The organism is Rhizobium sp. CRRU65, from assembly GCF_048551595.1.
Taxonomy (GTDB): Bacteria; Pseudomonadota; Alphaproteobacteria; order Rhizobiales; family Rhizobiaceae; genus Rhizobium; species Rhizobium leguminosarum_J.
The window spans coordinates 109,080-124,386 of record NZ_JBLYZH010000004.1; the positions used below are offsets into that span (position 1 = coordinate 109,080).

The following is a 15,307-nucleotide window of genomic DNA, read 5'->3' on the forward strand; positions in this document are numbered from 1 at the left end:
TCGGATTTTTCTTTCGCTACGATGGATGACGTCGCCCGCTGCGTTCGCGAGTCGAACGCGTCTTCCCGTTCCGGTTAAGTCAGTATTAAGAGCCAGGATCATGCACTCGGTTCTCAGAAACCCGATGAGAGGCATTGCGCTGAAAGTCTCGTCGGTCGTGGTCTTCCTGGCCATGCAGACCTTTATCAAGCTGGCGGGCTCAGACATCCCGCCGGGTCAGGTCACTTTCTGCAGGTCGTTCTTCGCGCTCTTCCCGATCATGGCCTATCTGGCCTATAACAGGCATCTGCGCGCCGCCTTCTACACGGCCAATCCAATCGGTCACCTGAAGCGCGGCACGATCGGCATCTTGTCGATGGCTTTCGGTTTCTACGGCCTCCTGCATCTGCCGCTGCCTGAGGCGATCGCGCTCGGCTATGCGCTGCCGCTCGTCGCCGTCATCTTCGCTGCCGTTTTTCTCGGCGAGACCGTGCGCATCTATCGCTGGAGCGCCGTCCTGGTCGGCATCGTTGGCGTCGCCATCGTTTCCTGGCCGAAACTCACGCTGTTTCGCGACGGCGGCATGGAAGCAGAACAGGCCGTCGGCGCGCTCTGCGTGTTGTTCTCGGCCGTTCTCGGCGGCGTGGCGATGATCCAGGTGCGCCGGCTCGTCGAGGAAGAGAAGACGGCGACGATCGTGCTGTATTTCTCGATCACCGCCTCGGTCTTCTCGCTGGCTTCTCTTCCCTTTGGCTGGCTCATCCTGCCATGGCCGACGGCGCTCTATCTGATCGCCGCCGGTTTTTGCGGTGGCGTCGCGCAGATCCTGTTGACGGAAAGTTACCGCCACGCTGACGTCTCCACCATCGCGCCGTTCGAATATACCTCGATCCTGCTCGGCGGCATCGTTGCCTACTTCGTCTTCGGCGACGTGCCGAGCGTGACCATGCTGATCGGCACCGTCATCGTCGTCGCCGCCGGCATCTTCATCATCTATCGCGAGCACCAGCTGGGCATCGAGCAAAGAGAGGCGCGCAAGGCCACGACGCCGCAAGCCTGAGACCTGCAAGTGCATGTTATCAAGGTTTTAACGCGCCGATTGCAGTGGGTTGAGGATTGCGCTCAAAGAGTGAAAAGAATGGTGAATTCTTGGGATACCGTCGGCCTGTGGAATATGATTGTTGAACATGAGAGAGTATCATTTATTCCAAGCTGTGCATGTCTGAATGGCCGCTGATGCCGGAGGAGCTCTCGGGTGTCGTTGCTCCGAACGCTGCCCGGCGAGCGGAGGTGGAGAAAAGCATAATGGCATTCACAGCGGAGCAATTGGTGGGGAACTCTTCCTTTCTGATGAGCATTCGCTTTTTGGCTGGGCAGATGCGCGGCATGTTCGATGCCGGTCCGCGGCTGGCGCGATTGCTCGCTTCCCATCAACGCTGGCTTCTGACCCAGACTGCCTATGCCCTCAACCTGGAATATGATCCGCGCGACCCGACGTCGGGTTTCACCGCCGTGCGCCTAACCGGGCGCATCACCGCGCACAAGGTGGCGAGCCGCAACACCGTGCTCGCCTTCATCGAAGAACTCTATACCTACCGCTTCATAACCCACACGCCCGGCGACGAGCGGCGGCGGCCACGTCATTTCGAACCGGCCGACGTCAGCCATCAGGGAATGTTTGCCTGGCTTTTCTCCAATCTCGCCGCGCTCGACCTGCTCGACGGCGGTCAAAGGGCCGCCTTATTCCAAGCAAATCCATCACTGATGCGGCTCATTCAGCCGCGCATTGCCCGCCATTGCATCGAAGATGCCGCCTGGCGCGAACCGCCGGAGCAGGTGGCGTTGTTCCTCTGGACGGAAGCCGGCGGCCTCGTCGTCGACAACTTCATCGGCCGGATGGATATGGAAAGCAGCGAGCCGGGGCGGCTGTCCGTCGGCCGTGTCGAAACCCGTGCTCTTGCTGCCGATTTCATGATGTCGCGCACGCACCTGCAGCGGCTGCTGGCAAAAGCGGCGCAACGCGGCTGCGTCGGCTGGTATGACGAGCCGCGCAAGACGCACCTTTGGATATCACGGGATTTCGTCGAGGAATATTGCGCCTGGCAAGCCGTCAAGTTCGCCTATGTCGACGAAGCCTTCGAATGGGCGAAAGCCCAGATCGAGGAAATGGCCGTTTGATCAGAGAACGATCGCCGCTGTACCTGCGCCATTGCACGTGGCGACATCGGCCGGCTTGACCGAGAGCTCGCGCTCATATTCCCGCGCGGCGCAGACCGCGACGCGGATGTGCTCGAAGGTTTCGATGTTGCGCAGAAGCGATATCAGGATCGTCGACATGTTGGGTACTCTTGACACGAAAGGGCAGGCGAAGTGTGCCTGCCGCTCAATATTGCTGGAAGTCCGAAAAAATGGCGTTCGGGCGCGCCGTACGGCTGTTGATGCCGGTGCCGCGGGCAATCATCTGTTCGTTCGTGGCAAAACCGAAACGGCTGTAGCCTTGAGTAGAACGAACCTGGTCGCCGGCGAGGCGAAGGGTTTCAAACCCGCTATGGATAGGACGAAAACGTTTGTTCATGGCCTTGGTTCCTGTGATTCCTCCCAAGACACAGCTGATATTGCGATGCAGCATAGATTCCGCAATGCGTCACGACGGGATGCAGCCATGCGAAAAACGCATGGATTGATTCACAAATTATTCAACCTTGGCTAATTTCTAAGCAAAGAGAGGGACTTAAGCTTCGCTTGAAAGGCGAGCAGGTCGTTCCAGGCCAGCCGCTTGTTTACAGGTGCGGTTAACAGATCCTGCGGATGCAGGCTGGCTATGGCAGGAATGACACAGTCCGCAGCCGCAATCTCCTTCCAACGACCACGCAGGCCGTGAATCGTATCGTTTTCGCCGAAGAAGAAACGCGCCGAAAAATTGCCGAGCAGCAGGATCGCTTTCGGTTCGGCAAGCGCGATCTGCCGCTCGATGAAGGGTCGGCAGATGTCCATTTCCGCCGCCGAGGGCGCACGATTGCCAGGTGGTCGCCAGGGGATGACCTGCGTCAACAGAATGGCTGAGCGCGTCAGTCCGATCGCCGCCAACATCTTGTCGAACAGCTGGCCGGATTTTCCGGAGAAGGGCAAACCCTCGCGATCGTCTTCGGCGCTCGGCGCCGAGCCGATCACCATGATCCCGCTTTCGGCATCGCCGCTGGCAAAGATGGTCGAGCGGGCGCTGTGCTTGAGGTTGCAGCCGTTGAAGGTTTCGATTGCGGTCTTGAGCTCGACTAAAGATCGCGCGGTTTCGGCGACGAAGCGCGCCTGCTGCACCGCCTCGCCATCCGGGATTGCCGGTTGCGGACCGGACGCTGCGCGTTCGGCAGGCGCTGGGCGGGCTGCGGTGTTCGGGCGCGCCGGTGACTGACCTGGGGCAGGGCGTTCCCCAGCGGCGGGACGTTGCTGCTGCGCCTGTGCCGCCGGGCGGCGGGCGGCCTTCATTGCCTCGAACTCGGCGAAGCGATCGATCGCCTCTTCCTCCAGCAGCCATTCCACGCCGGCATCGGCATGGAAATGCAGAAGCGCTGCGAGCTCGGCTGGGGAAAGGTCGTTGGCGGAGATCATGTGGGCAAGCTTAACGGAGTGACAGGGGCATTGAAAGGGCGGGCGGCAGATTGCCCGTCCTTGTCTGCCTCTATTGCACAGTCCATTGCGCGATGTCGTCGCGTTCGCCGATCAGCGCCAGGCCATGGGCGATCGACAGCAGTTCACCGCCGCTTTCGATCCGATCGCGCTCGAAGCGTTCGGTGAAGATGCGGCGCACCGCCGGCACGAAAGAGGTGCCGCCGGTCAAGAACACCTTGTCGATCTCCGACGGTTTCGTCTCGGTCTTGTCGAGCACGTCGTCGAGCGCGCCTTCGATGCGGGCAAGATCATCGGCGATCCAGCCTTCGAAGTCGCTGCGCTTGATGCTGCGATGTCCACCGCGGCCGAGCGGTGCGAAATCGAAAGGCGCCTCCTCGGATGCCGAGAGCGCCATCTTCGTCGCCGACACCGCCTGATAAAGCGGGTAGCCCTCGTCGTGGTCGATGAGGTCGATGAAGATTTCGAGCTTTTCCGGTTCCAGGCTGGTGCGCACCAGCTTCTTCAGATCCTCGAATTCGCGCGTCGTCTTGAAGATCGACAGCTGGTTCCAGCGGCCGAAGCTGGAATAGTAGTTGGACGGCACTTCCAGGATCTTGTCGAAGCTTTTGAAATGGCTGCCCTTGCCGATCAGCGGCGCGACGATGTTGTCGATCATCCTGTAGTCGAAATGGTCGCCGGCGACGCCAACGCCGGAATGGCCGATCGGCGTTGCCGTCAGCTTGCCGGCGACGGTCTCGAAACGGATCAGCGAATAGTCGGTCGTGCCGCCGCCGAAATCGGCGACCAGCACGGTGGCATCCCGCTTCAGGTTCTGCGCGAAATAGAAGGCGGCGGCGACCGGCTCGTAGACATAGTGGATTTCGGGAAAGCCGAAGCGCGACAGCGCCTCATTATAGCGCTCGGTCGCCAGCGCCGGATCGGGGCTGGCGCCGGCAAAATGCACCGGCCGACCGGTGACGATGCGGCTGACATCCGAAGGCCAGTTGTCGCCGGCATAGTTGCGCAGCCGCCGAACGAAGACCTCCATCAGATCCTCGAAATTATGCCGCTTGGCAAAGATCAGCGTGCCCTGGAACAGCGCGCTCGCCGCAAAGGTCTTGATCGACTGCAGGAAGCGACATTCGCCGGGATTGTCGATGAATTGGCGGATCGCCGCATGGCCGGCTTCCACCTTCAGCGCCGATGCGCCGAGCTGGGCATCCTTCATGAAGGAAAGCGCCGTGCGCATGCTGTCTGCCGTACCCTCCGTGCTTGTGAACGCCATCGAGCGGGTCGCCCCGCCATCCGCCATGGCGAGAACCGTATTCGTCGTGCCGAAGTCGAAACCCAGCGCCTGAGCCATGCCCGCACCTCTTCATGCCGATTGTTATTGGAGACGGAGCATCGCTCCGCGAAAGGGCGTAAGCACGCCCCGGAATCAGGAGGGCGGGTGATGCCACAGGGGCGTGACACATTCAAGAGGATTGAAGGCGCATATGTCGCGCAGACATCCTTCTCCTCCCGCCAGGGAGAAGAAGGATGCCGCAGGGCAGATCAGCCATGAAGGTTCAACAGTCCGCCGTTATTCGGCGGCCATCGCCCTTGCCTCGTGCAGCTCCGGCTCCTCGACCTTCTTGTGGCCGATCAGGCGGCCGAGGAAATTGCCGAAGCGGTCCATCTCGACGAAGATGACCGGGGTGATGAAGAGCGTCAGCATCTGCGAGACGATCAGGCCGCCGACGACGGCGATGCCGAGCGGTTGACGCAGTTCCGAGCTTGCGCCGGTGCCGAGCGCGATCGGCAGGGCGCCAAGCAGGGCACAGAAGGTCGTCATCATGATCGGCCGGAAGCGTCGCACGCAGGCTTCGTGGATCGCCGCCGTCGCCTTCTCGCCCGTCGTGCGCATGGTCTCCACCGCCACGTCGATCATCATGATCGCGTTCTTCTTGACGATGCCGATCAGCATCAAGAGGCCGATCAAGGCGATGATCGACAGGTCGAAGCCCATGATCTTCAATGCCAGCAGCGCACCGAATGCCGCGGCCGGAAGGCCTGACAGGATGGTGAGCGGGTGGATGAAGCTTTCATAGAGCACGCCAAGCACGACATAGATGGTCAGCACCGCCGCCAGGATCAGATAGGGCGTATTGCCCTGCGATTGCTCGAAGATTTGGGCCGTACCGCCGTAGGATGTGAAGACGTCTGCCGGCACGCTGATGTCCTTCTTGATCTGGTCGATCGCTGCCGTGGCGTCGCTGAGCGAGACGCCTTCCGGCAGGTTGAAGGAAACGGTGGTCGAGACCAGCTGGCCCGTCTGGTTGATGGTGACCGGGCCGGTGGTGCGTTGGACATGCGCGAAGTTCGAAAGCGGCACCAGGCTGCCATTGGCCGAGGCGACACGGATCTCCGAGAGCTTCTGGTCGTCCCAGGGTTTGCTGGTGTCGTATTCGACGATGACGTCGTAGCTGTCGCCGGTCGACTGGATTTCCGCAGCGGAATATCCGCTGAAGGATTCCTGCAGCGTCGTGCGCAGCGTGTCGTTGTCGATCCCGTAGGCGGCTGCCCGTTCGGTATCGATGACGATATTGGCCTGCAGGGCGTTGTTCTGGGCGTCCGAGGTCACGTCGGTGAACAGCCGGTCCTTGCGCATCGCCGCCTGGATCTTGCCGGCCCAGAGGTTGGTCTGGTCGACGTTCAGCGCCTGCACGACCAACTGATATTGGCTGGCAGTCTGGCGGCCGCCGAAGCGCAGGCTCTGGTTCGGCGTCACGAAGGCCTGCAAGCCGGGGATCTTGTTGATCGCCGTGCGCAGTTCGCGCAGCGTCTGGTCAAGCGGCGCACGCTGCTTCTTGTCCTTGAGTTCGACGAACATCGAGCCGTTGTTTTGCGGCTTGTTCGGATTGCCGCCGATCGTCGACATCACATGGTTGACCGCCGGGTTCGCTTTCACGACGGCTGCCGCCTGCTGCTGCAGCGCCGACATCGCGGAATAGGAAATGTCCTGCCGGGCCTGCGTGCTGATCGTCAGGCGGCCGATATCCTCCTGCGGGAAGAAGCTCGTCGGCAGCGTCATGAAGAAATAGATCGTCAGCGCGACCGAGGCGAGGAAAACCCCGAGGATCGTGGGGCGGTGGCGAAGGCACCAGCCGACAGCCCTGTCGTAGCCGCGCAGAGTCCGTTCGAAGCCGGCATCGAAGATGCGGATGATGAGCGGCGGGCGGCTCTGGTGGTTGGACAGGCGCGAGGCGAGCATCGGCGTCACGGTTAGCGAGACGATTGCCGAGGAGATGATGGCGATGGCAACCACCATGCCGAATTCGTTGAACACGCGGCCGACAACACCGCCCATCAGCAGGATCGGGATGAAGACCGCGATCAGCGAAACCGACATGGAAATGATGGTGTAGCTGACTTCGCCCGCACCCTTGATCGCCGCTTCCCGCACCGGCATGCCTTCCTCGACATGTCGCAGGATGTTCTCGAGCATGACGATGGCGTCATCCACCACGAGCCCCACCGCGAGCGTTAGCCCGAGCAGCGAGATATTGTCGATACTATAGCCGAGCACATACATCATGCCGAAAGTCGAGATCAGCGACAGAGGAACGGCAAGGCCGGGAATGATCGTTGCGGTCGCATGGCCGGTAAAGAGGTAGATGACGAGAACGACGAGGCCGATCGTCAGGAGCAGCGTGAACTTCACATCGGAGATGGCATCGCGAATCGGCTTTGCGGCGTCGTTCATGACGACCGTGTTGACCGAGGGCGGGATTTCGGCATGAAGCTGCGGCAGCTTGGCGTTGATCGCATCGACGACATCGACCGTATTGGCATCCGGCTGGCGCTGGATGGCGAGGATGATGCCACGCTGGCCGTCATACCAGCTGCCGGTATACTGGTTCTCGACGCTGTCCTGCACGTCAGCAATATCGCCGAGATGGATCGGCGCGCCGTTCGGATTGGCAATGACCAGCGAACGGAATTGCTCGGCGCTGGTGCTCTGCGTGTTCGCCGTGATGGTCATGCTCTGCGAATTGTTCTGCAGCGTGCCGACCGGTTGCTGGCTGTTGGCGGCAGCAAGCGCCTTGTTGACGGTGTCGATGCCGATGCCGCGGGTCAGCAGCTTGTTGGGATCGACCTCGACGCGGACGGCATAGGTCTGCGCACCGTAGACGCTGACCTGGGCGACGCCGGGAAGTGTGGAAAGCGACGGCGAGATGATGTTCTCGGCGATGTCGTCGAGCTTACTGCGCGGCATGGTGTTGCTCTGCACCGAGAGCAGCATGACGGGCGCATCGGCCGGGTTGGTCTTGCGATAACTCGGCGGCGTCGTCAGATTGTCGGGCAGTTGCCGGGTGGCATGCGAGATCGCCGCCTGCACGTCGGCGGCGGCCGCATCGATATTACGACTGAGGTCGAACTGCAGCACGATGCTGGTGCTGCCGAGCGAACTGGAGGCGCTGATTTCGGTGATCCCGGGAATGGTCTCGAACTGCTTGATCAGCGGTGTCGAAACCGAGGTTGCCATCGTCTGCGGCGAGGCGCCACTCAACTGCGCCGAAACGTTGATGGTCGGAAAATCGACCTGCGGCAGGGCCGCGACCGGCACCAGCTGATAACCGGCAAGACCGGCCAGAATGACGCCGATGGCAAGCAGCGTCGTCGCGACGGGGCGCTGGATACAGAAATTCGGGATCATTGCTGAGCTCCCACCGCGATCGTCTCGGACGGCTGCTGTTGCCGAGGCTCTTCGGCGGAGGCGACATCAAGCGCCTTTTCGTCGAATTGCTCGTTGATCGCCTGCTGGTCGCTGAGCTGGCCCTGGCCCTCGACGACGACGTGATCGCCTGCCTGAAGGCCCGATTCTATGGCGGTGAAGCCGCCATTTGCACGGGCAACGGTGACGGCCGTCAGATGCGATTTGCCGTCCTTGGCGACGAAGGCGAAGAAACCCTCCGGACCGGGGCTGACGGCAACCGTCGGCACCACCACCTGCTGTTCGTCATTGTTGAAATGCACGACGATGTTGACTGACTGGCCGGGCCAGAGCGCACCGGAGGCATTCTCGAATTTCGCCTTGGCGAGGATCGTGCCCGAGGCCGTATCGACCGTGTTGTCGTAAAAGCTGATTTCGCCCTTTCGCACTTGCCCCTTGGTGGAATTGGGGGCGGTGCTGACCTCGACCGGACCGGCTGCCAGCGCGCTCTTCAGCTCCCGCAGATAGCGTTCCTGCAGGTGGAATTTCACATAGATCGGATCGTATTTCGCAATCGTGACGATTGCCGCCCCGGCACTGAGGAAAGCCCCCTTGCTGACAACGATATCGCCGAGCCGGCCGTCGAAGGGAGCGCGGATATCGGTGTGCTCGAGCAAGATCTGATCGGAGGCCAGCGACGCCTTGTCGGCGTCAACCGTGGCTGCAGCGGTATCGCGGGCGGCGACCGCTTGGTCGAGGCTCTGCTGGGTGCCGGCCTTCTGGTCGAAGAGATCCTGCGCGCGCGTCAATGCGGTCGCGGCTTCCGAAAGCGTTGCCGCGTCGCGCACGATCATCGCATTGTCCTTGTCGACGGTCGCCTTGGCCGTCCGATCGTCCAGCTTGGCGATCAGGTCGCCGGCTTTGACGGTCGCCCCGTCCTGCGCATCGATGCTGACGATCAGGCCCTGTTCCTGTGCGGCAATGGTCGTATTGTCATCGGCATCGGCCCAGCCGGTCGCCGTCACGTCCATCGGCAGAGTCGTTTTCACCGCTGCGACTGTTTTGACGACGGTCGGGCCGCCGCCACCGCGTCTGCGCCCGCCGCCCTGATGTTGCCCACCATCCTGCCCCTGATTCGCCTGACCCTGATCGGCCTGCGCCTGCTGCCCGCCGCCATCGCCGCCGGCCGGCTGCTTGATGAACTGCGAGAGGTAGGGAATTCGGGAGGCATAAGGGACCAGATTCCCGAATTGCCAGACGCCGATGGCGGCAATTGCGATAACGCTGACGGTGATCCAAAATTTCTTCATGGGCGATACCGGTCTTTGGGCAAGGTTGCGGGGGCAAGGTTGCGAATTTTATGCTCCGATTGAGCCACTTATATTGCGGCGCAAAAAAGACATAATTCCCGGCGGGTAATCACTAAGTGGTTATAATGGCTTAAATTTTTGTAATGAATATTCCGTAATATTCAAACTATACTAATATAGAGCCAGTGTAGCCCGGTGCCGTCTGACGGCGGCGGCGAGGGGTTCGCAGGGCGACGATTTCGACCCGTAAGCCCACCATCGCCCGGGAGGAAAAACTAGAGAAGGCAGGTCTCATGACTGAGTTGGACGCCAGCGAATTTCGCTCTCTCATAACAAGTGTGTTTCCTGAGCTCACGGCCTCCGTGTTCAAGCTGGCGGCAAAAGGCTGGGATTCGCTTGCCGTCGACGTCGATGACACGCTGATCTTCAAGTTTCCCCGCAATCTCGGCGCAGAAAGAGCGCTTCAGAAGGAAGCCGCCTTGCTCGAGATCGTTCGGCCGTCGCTGTCGATGGCGGTTCCTGACATGCGCATTCACGACGGGCCGCCGATCTTCTCCAGCCATGCCAAGCTCGACGGCGAACATCTCATTGTCGAAGATTACGATGCGCTTGGCGAAAGCGATCGTCAGCACCTCGCGGAAGATCTCGCGCGTTTTTACGCCGAGCTGCATGTGCTCGATGCCGACCGCATGCGGTCGGCCGGTGCCGGGGCGATCCAGCCATGGCAATCGCCAGAGTCTGTGCGAACAAAGGCTTTGGCGCTGCTGCCGCCTGACATCCGGAGCTTTGCGCAGGTGATCGTTTTCGATTTCGAAGCCTTGCCGCCCGATCCCTACGGCAACATTTACGGCTTCTTCGACGGTCATGGCTGGAACATGGCCTTCGACCATGCGCAAAGGCGGCTGAACGGCATCTATGATTTCGCCGATTCAGGTTTTGGCCCGTTGCACCAGGAATTCATCTACTCGAATTTCATCTCGCCCGATCTGACCGCCCGCATCGTATCGGCCTATGAAATGCTGACCGGACGCAGGCTCGACCGCCGCCGCATTGCGATCCTGACCGGCTTCCATCGTCTGTCCGAACTCGCCGAATTTGCCGACGATCCGGCGAACGTCGAACAGATGATCCGAAGTGTCGCGACATGGGCGGCGGCGGCCCGCGTCGGCTGAGAGGGAATGCTCAGACGGAGCGTGCCGCGCCGCCGTCGCAGCGGATGAGCGAGCCGGTGATATAGCTTGCCGGCTGGCTGCACAGGAAGACCGCGGTTGCGGCGAATTCCTCGACCCTGCCGTAGCGGCCGACCGGAATACGCGCCTCCTTGTCGGTGCGGATCTCCTCGAGGCTCTTGCCGGTCCGCTTTGCCGCAGCCCCGTCGAGATCGTCGAGCCGCGCCGTCAGGATGCTGCCCGGCAGGAGCAGGTTGGTGGTGACGCCGAAGCCCGCCACTTCGGAGGCAAGCGTCTTGCTCCAGCCGGCAAGGGCCGGGCGCAGCGTATTCGACAACGCCAGATTGGCGATCGGTTCGATCACGCCGGATGAGGCAACCGTCAGGATGCGGCCCCAGCCCTGCGCCTTCATGCCGGGCAGCAGCGCATTGGTGAGCGTGATCACGCGCGCGACCATGGAGAGGAAATAGATTTCCAGCTTTTCGCCCGTCATGTCCTCCGTCGTGCCGGGTGTCGGCCCGCCGGTATTGTTGACCAGGATATCGAGCCCGCCGAACTTTTCCTTTACCGCCGTCGTCACCATCTCGACGAAGCGTTCGTCCCCGAGATCGGCCCAGATCCAGTCGGCCCGGCCTTTGCCTTCGCCATTGATCGCCTTGCAATTGGCCTCCAGCTGGTCGCCGCTGCGCCCGCAGAGCAGCACGTTTGCGCCCTCACGCGCCAGCGCCACGGCGATGCCGAGGCCGAGGCCGCGCGAGGAGGCGAGGACGAGTGCCCGTTTGCCCTTGATGCCGAGATCCATGATTGTTCTCCGATAGCTTTGAGCGATGTATAAGGCGCAAGCGGCGGAAAAGGAAAGGGCATGTCAGCGGTTTGATGGCACTTGAAAATTGACGTTGACGTAAACGATATGTAATTCTGCCGCGCGAGGCGTTATCATTGTGCGAATTGGAAGATTGGCTGTCGTATCCCGGCTCGACAATGCTTTCTCGTTTTGACAAGAAAGTGCCATGACGGGGATGACGGCCGCGTGCCGCCAAGCGGAGACGAGTGAATGACCGAGACGACTGAGCTGCCCGAACGCGAGAGCATGGAATTCGACGTTGTGATCGTGGGCGCCGGTCCTGCCGGTCTTGCGGCAGCAATCCGGTTGAAGCAGGTCAACCCTGAGCTGTCCGTCGTCGTGCTGGAAAAGGGTGCCGAAGTCGGAGCCCATATCCTCTCGGGTGCCGTGGTCGATCCCATCGGCATCGACCGTCTGCTGCCCGGCTGGCGCGACGAGGCCGATCATCCCTTCAAGACCAAAGTTAGCGCCGATCACTTCCTGCTGCTCGGTCCGGCCGGCTCTGTTCGCCTGCCGAATGTGCTGATGCCGCCGCTGATGAACAATCATGGCAACTACATCGTCTCGCTCGGGCTCGTCTGTCGTTGGCTGGCGACCAAGGCCGAAGAACTCGGCGTCGAGATCTATCCGGGCTTTGCCGCAACCGAAGTGCTCTACAATGACGAGGGTGCGGTCATCGGTGTCGCCACCGGCGACATGGGCATCGAGAAGAACGGCGAGCCCGGCCCGAACTATACCCGCGGCATGGAACTGCTTGGCAAATATGTGCTGATCGGCGAGGGCGTGCGCGGCTCGCTCGCCAAGCAGCTGATTGCCAAGTTCGATCTGCAGAAAGACCGTGAACCGCAAAAGTTCGGCATCGGCATCAAGGAGCTCTGGCAGGTCAAGCCGGAGAACCACAGGCCGGGCCTGGTGCAGCACTCCTTCGGCTGGCCGCTCGGCATGAAGACCGGCGGCGGCTCCTTCCTCTATCACCTGGAAGACAATCTGGTGGCCGTCGGCTTCGTCGTCCACCTCAATTACAAGAACCCCTATCTCTATCCCTTCGAGGAATTCCAGCGCTTCAAGACCCATCCGGCGATCCGCACCACCTTCGAGGGCGGCAAGCGCCTGTCCTATGGGGCGCGTGCCATCACCGAGGGCGGCTACCAGTCGGTGCCGAAGCTTTCCTTCCCCGGCGGGGCGCTGATCGGCTGTTCGGCCGGTCTCGTCAACGTGCCGCGCATCAAGGGCAGCCACAATGCGGTGCTGTCGGGCATGCTGGCGGCCGAGAAGATCGCCGCGGCGATTGTATCAGGCCGCAGCCATGACGAAGTGACCGAGATCGAGAACGAATGGCGCAAGGGCGACATCGGCCGCGATTTGAAGCGCGTCCGCAACGTCAAGCCGCTGTGGTCGAAGTTCGGCACCGCGCTTGGTGTGGCGCTCGGCGGCTTCGACATGTGGACCAACACGCTGTTCGGCTTTTCCGTCTTCGGCACGCTGAAGCATGGCAAGACCGATGCCCAATCGCTTGAGCCGGCCTCGCAGCACAAGCCGATCGTCTATCCGAAGCCCGATGGCGTCTTGACCTTCGACCGGCTGTCCTCGGTGTTCCTGTCGAACACCAATCACGAGGAAGACCAGCCGGTGCATCTGCAGGTCAAGGACATGAACCTGCAGAAGTCGTCCGAGCATGACATCTATGCCGGCCCGTCGACGCGTTACTGTCCCGCCGGCGTTTATGAATGGGTGGAAAAGGACGGCAAGGATGTCTTCGTCATCAACGCCCAGAACTGCGTGCACTGCAAGACCTGCGACATCAAGGACCCCAACCAGAACATCAACTGGGTACCGCCGCAGGGCGGCGAGGGGCCCGTCTATCCGAATATGTGAGGCGGATTATCCCCACCGCGACAATTCTTGCGTGCTGACGCCTTCGTGATCGCCTTCTGCCGGAGGCTGTTAGCCGTTCGTTAACCATAATTTCCTTAGCTTGCGACATCAAGTTGACGCACTAAGGACACATTCATGACGATCTCCCGCCGGGGCTTTCTGATCGCTCTGCCGCTTTTCGTGGCCGGCTGCTCTTCGACCGGTCTAAACAGCCAGACGAATTATGCCGCACTTCCGGACGAAAAATTCCCGTTGAAGCAGGTGCCGATCGACAAGATCAAGCCGGAGCTCCGCCGCCAGGAAGTGGCCTACGAAACCACGCATGCTGCCGGCACCGTGATCGTCGATACACCTGCGCGCCGCGCCTATTACGTCCTCGGCGGCGGCAGGGCAGTACGTTATGGCGTTGGTGTCGGCCGCGAGGGGCTGGCCTTTGCCGGCAACGCCTATATCGGCCGCAAGGCCGAATGGCCGAGCTGGACACCCACCGAAAACATGCAGCGCCGCGAAGAGCGCTATCGCAAGCTCGCCGGCGGCATGCCGGGCGGCCCGAACAACCCGCTCGGCGCGCGGGCGATGTATCTTTACCGCGGCGGCGGCGACACGCATTTCCGCATTCATGGCACCAACCAGCCGCAATCGATTGGTCTCGCCATGTCGAGCGGCTGTGTCCGTATGATGAACCACGATGTGATCGACCTCTATAGCCGCGTCGAAGTCGGCGCCAGGGTCGTCGTTATCCAGGCCTGAAGTGCCCGTTCGACACTCGGTAAGGACGCCGTCTCCATTGAAAAAGCCGCCGCAGCGAAGGCTGCAGGCGGCTTTCCATTTGCTGTTGGGGCTGGATTTCAGCGGCGTGGCGTGGCGATACCTGTTGACAGCGCCACGCCGATGCCGGTGATCACGGCGGCGCTGATTTCCGTCATGCCGATTGCTTCGCCAAGCAGCAAGCCGCCGCCAAGCGTCGCGAGAACCGGCGTCAGCGCCGTGAAGGCGGCAGCCTGTGTTCCGCCGAGTGTTCTGACGGCGGTGCCGTAGGCGACCATGGCGACGAGGCCGGAAAGAACGCCCTGGCTTAGCACCTGCAGGCCGATCTCCGGGAGAGTAGCCTCTGGCAGCGAGATGCCGAAGACGAGGGCAAGCGCGCCCATGATCAGGAAGGACCAGACGGCGATCAGGGCGCTTGCCTGTACGGCGGTCAGACCGGAGCGGCGGAAGGCATGCGTATAGCTTGCCCAGAGAATGGCGCCGGCCGGCAGTAGCACGAAGCTCGTCCATGGCAGCGAGGCGTCTGCAAGGCTGCGCGTGAGCAGGATCAGCACGCCGGCAACGATTGCGATAAGCCCGGCGATGCGTGTGCCGTCAGGTCTTTCGCGAAACAGCGCAATCCCGATCAGCGCCGCGGCGAGCGGCATCGAGCCGCCGAGCAGAATCCCCGAAGAGGCCGCCGGCGTGGAATGGATTGCCAGCGTGGTCAGCAGGAAGAAGACAGCGCCCGAACCGGACACCATGATCGCCAGCAGGTGAAGCGGCAGGCCCTTCGGCAGCAGTCCCGTCTTCAGCCAGACAGGCGAAAGCACCAGCGCCGGAATTCCGAAGCGGATCAGCCCGATATCGATCGAGCCGAGGGGCGTTGCGGCGCTGTGGCGGGTGACAAGAAACCATGTCGCCCAGATCAGCACGGTAATGGTGCCGCCGGCATAACCCAGTACCTGCGATGGCGACTTGTCGTTCGTGAAAGCAATGGTGGTCATCGTCCTGTCCTTTCTTTCATCCGGAGCCTGTCCGGTTGAAGAGAAGACTAGCGCCAGAGGTCAGGGCATGTCCT

At 61.5% G+C, this 15,307-nt stretch carries 13 protein-coding genes; 5 read left to right on the forward strand and 8 right to left on the reverse strand.

Annotation, left to right across the window (positions count from 1 at the left end):
- Nucleotides 1-100 precede the first annotated feature (100 nt).
- Together ACM5SV_RS09510 and ACM5SV_RS09515 are read left to right on the forward strand one after the other, a co-directional pair.
- Nucleotides 101-1,039 carry a DMT family transporter gene (locus ACM5SV_RS09510; protein ID WP_222014383.1) on the forward strand — a complete coding sequence of 313 codons (939 nt, stop codon included), beginning with the start codon at nt 101-103 and terminating at the stop codon, nt 1,037-1,039.
- A 245-nt stretch (nt 1,040-1,284) separates the two neighbouring features.
- Nucleotides 1,285-2,157 (forward strand): hypothetical protein, encoded by an 873-nt coding sequence (locus ACM5SV_RS09515; RefSeq protein ID WP_222014382.1) that lies wholly within the window; start codon nt 1,285-1,287, stop codon nt 2,155-2,157.
- Here ACM5SV_RS09515 and ACM5SV_RS09520 read toward each other — a convergent pair whose 3' ends face one another.
- From ACM5SV_RS09520 to ACM5SV_RS09545, 6 genes are all read right to left on the reverse strand, one after another.
- Nucleotides 2,158-2,316 (reverse strand): hypothetical protein, encoded by a 159-nt coding sequence (locus tag ACM5SV_RS09520; protein ID WP_184501200.1) that lies wholly within the window; start codon nt 2,314-2,316, stop codon nt 2,158-2,160. It lies immediately after the preceding gene.
- A 46-nt stretch (nt 2,317-2,362) separates the two neighbouring features.
- Nucleotides 2,363-2,554: a hypothetical protein gene (locus ACM5SV_RS09525; protein ID WP_003546802.1), complete on the reverse strand. Its 192-nt coding sequence runs from the start codon at nt 2,552-2,554 to the stop codon at nt 2,363-2,365.
- Nucleotides 2,555-2,685: 131 nt separating this feature from the next.
- Nucleotides 2,686-3,585 carry a uracil-DNA glycosylase gene (locus ACM5SV_RS09530; protein ID WP_222014379.1) on the reverse strand — a complete coding sequence of 300 codons (900 nt, stop codon included), beginning with the start codon at nt 3,583-3,585 and terminating at the stop codon, nt 2,686-2,688.
- A 70-nt stretch (nt 3,586-3,655) separates the two neighbouring features.
- Nucleotides 3,656-4,948, reverse strand: coding sequence for an Hsp70 family protein (locus ACM5SV_RS09535; RefSeq protein ID WP_130701687.1), 1,293 nt, complete (start codon nt 4,946-4,948; stop codon nt 3,656-3,658).
- A gap of 219 nt (nt 4,949-5,167) precedes the next feature.
- Complete coding sequence (locus ACM5SV_RS09540) at nt 5,168-8,284, reverse strand: efflux RND transporter permease subunit (protein ID WP_012756730.1); 3,117 nt, start codon at nt 8,282-8,284, stop codon at nt 5,168-5,170.
- Nucleotides 8,281-9,591 (reverse strand): efflux RND transporter periplasmic adaptor subunit, encoded by a 1,311-nt coding sequence (locus ACM5SV_RS09545; protein ID WP_222014377.1) that lies wholly within the window; start codon nt 9,589-9,591, stop codon nt 8,281-8,283. The genes ACM5SV_RS09540 and ACM5SV_RS09545 overlap by 4 nt, the downstream gene beginning before the upstream one ends.
- A 293-nt stretch (nt 9,592-9,884) precedes the next feature.
- Between ACM5SV_RS09545 and ACM5SV_RS09550 the strand changes: the two genes are divergently transcribed.
- Nucleotides 9,885-10,763 carry a phosphotransferase family protein gene (locus ACM5SV_RS09550; RefSeq protein WP_222014375.1) on the forward strand — a complete coding sequence of 293 codons (879 nt, stop codon included), beginning with the start codon at nt 9,885-9,887 and terminating at the stop codon, nt 10,761-10,763.
- A gap of 10 nt (nt 10,764-10,773) precedes the next feature.
- Here the strand turns inward: ACM5SV_RS09550 and ACM5SV_RS09555 are convergent, their stop codons facing one another.
- Entirely contained in the window at nt 10,774-11,562 is a 789-nt protein-coding gene (locus ACM5SV_RS09555; RefSeq protein WP_128439201.1) for an SDR family oxidoreductase, read from the reverse strand.
- Nucleotides 11,563-11,814: 252 nt separating this feature from the next.
- Between ACM5SV_RS09555 and ACM5SV_RS09560 the strand changes: the two genes are divergently transcribed.
- Nucleotides 11,815-13,479: an electron transfer flavoprotein-ubiquinone oxidoreductase gene (locus tag ACM5SV_RS09560; protein WP_222014366.1), complete on the forward strand. Its 1,665-nt coding sequence runs from the start codon at nt 11,815-11,817 to the stop codon at nt 13,477-13,479.
- Between the two features lie 135 nt (nt 13,480-13,614).
- The gene (locus ACM5SV_RS09565; protein ID WP_012756735.1) at nt 13,615-14,229 is read left to right on the forward strand and encodes a L,D-transpeptidase; all 615 of its coding nucleotides are present in this window, start codon (nt 13,615-13,617) and stop codon (nt 14,227-14,229) included.
- 98 nt (nt 14,230-14,327) lie between these two features.
- Here ACM5SV_RS09565 and ACM5SV_RS09570 read toward each other — a convergent pair whose 3' ends face one another.
- The gene (locus ACM5SV_RS09570; RefSeq protein ID WP_012756736.1) at nt 14,328-15,233 is read right to left on the reverse strand and encodes a DMT family transporter; all 906 of its coding nucleotides are present in this window, start codon (nt 15,231-15,233) and stop codon (nt 14,328-14,330) included.
- Nucleotides 15,234-15,307: the final 74 nt, after the last annotated feature.

Excerpts from the sequence above, each read along its gene's own strand:
- ACM5SV_RS09510 (WP_222014383.1), top strand. The coding sequence starts at position 101 with ATGCACTCGGTTCTCAGAAACCCGATGAGAGGCATTGCGCTGAAAGTC.
- ACM5SV_RS09515 (WP_222014382.1), top strand. The coding sequence starts at position 1,285 with ATGGCATTCACAGCGGAGCAATTGGTGGGGAACTCTTCCTTTCTGATG.
- ACM5SV_RS09520 (WP_184501200.1), bottom strand. The coding sequence starts at position 2,316 with ATGTCGACGATCCTGATATCGCTTCTGCGCAACATCGAAACCTTCGAG.
- ACM5SV_RS09525 (WP_003546802.1), bottom strand. The coding sequence starts at position 2,554 with ATGAACAAACGTTTTCGTCCTATCCATAGCGGGTTTGAAACCCTTCGC.
- ACM5SV_RS09530 (WP_222014379.1), bottom strand. The coding sequence starts at position 3,585 with ATGATCTCCGCCAACGACCTTTCCCCAGCCGAGCTCGCAGCGCTTCTG.
- ACM5SV_RS09535 (WP_130701687.1), bottom strand. The coding sequence starts at position 4,948 with ATGGCTCAGGCGCTGGGTTTCGACTTCGGCACGACGAATACGGTTCTC.
- ACM5SV_RS09540 (WP_012756730.1), bottom strand. The coding sequence starts at position 8,284 with ATGATCCCGAATTTCTGTATCCAGCGCCCCGTCGCGACGACGCTGCTT.
- ACM5SV_RS09545 (WP_222014377.1), bottom strand. The coding sequence starts at position 9,591 with ATGAAGAAATTTTGGATCACCGTCAGCGTTATCGCAATTGCCGCCATC.
- ACM5SV_RS09550 (WP_222014375.1), top strand. The coding sequence starts at position 9,885 with ATGACTGAGTTGGACGCCAGCGAATTTCGCTCTCTCATAACAAGTGTG.
- ACM5SV_RS09555 (WP_128439201.1), bottom strand. The coding sequence starts at position 11,562 with ATGGATCTCGGCATCAAGGGCAAACGGGCACTCGTCCTCGCCTCCTCG.
- ACM5SV_RS09560 (WP_222014366.1), top strand. The coding sequence starts at position 11,815 with ATGACCGAGACGACTGAGCTGCCCGAACGCGAGAGCATGGAATTCGAC.
- ACM5SV_RS09565 (WP_012756735.1), top strand. The coding sequence starts at position 13,615 with ATGACGATCTCCCGCCGGGGCTTTCTGATCGCTCTGCCGCTTTTCGTG.
- ACM5SV_RS09570 (WP_012756736.1), bottom strand. The coding sequence starts at position 15,233 with ATGACCACCATTGCTTTCACGAACGACAAGTCGCCATCGCAGGTACTG.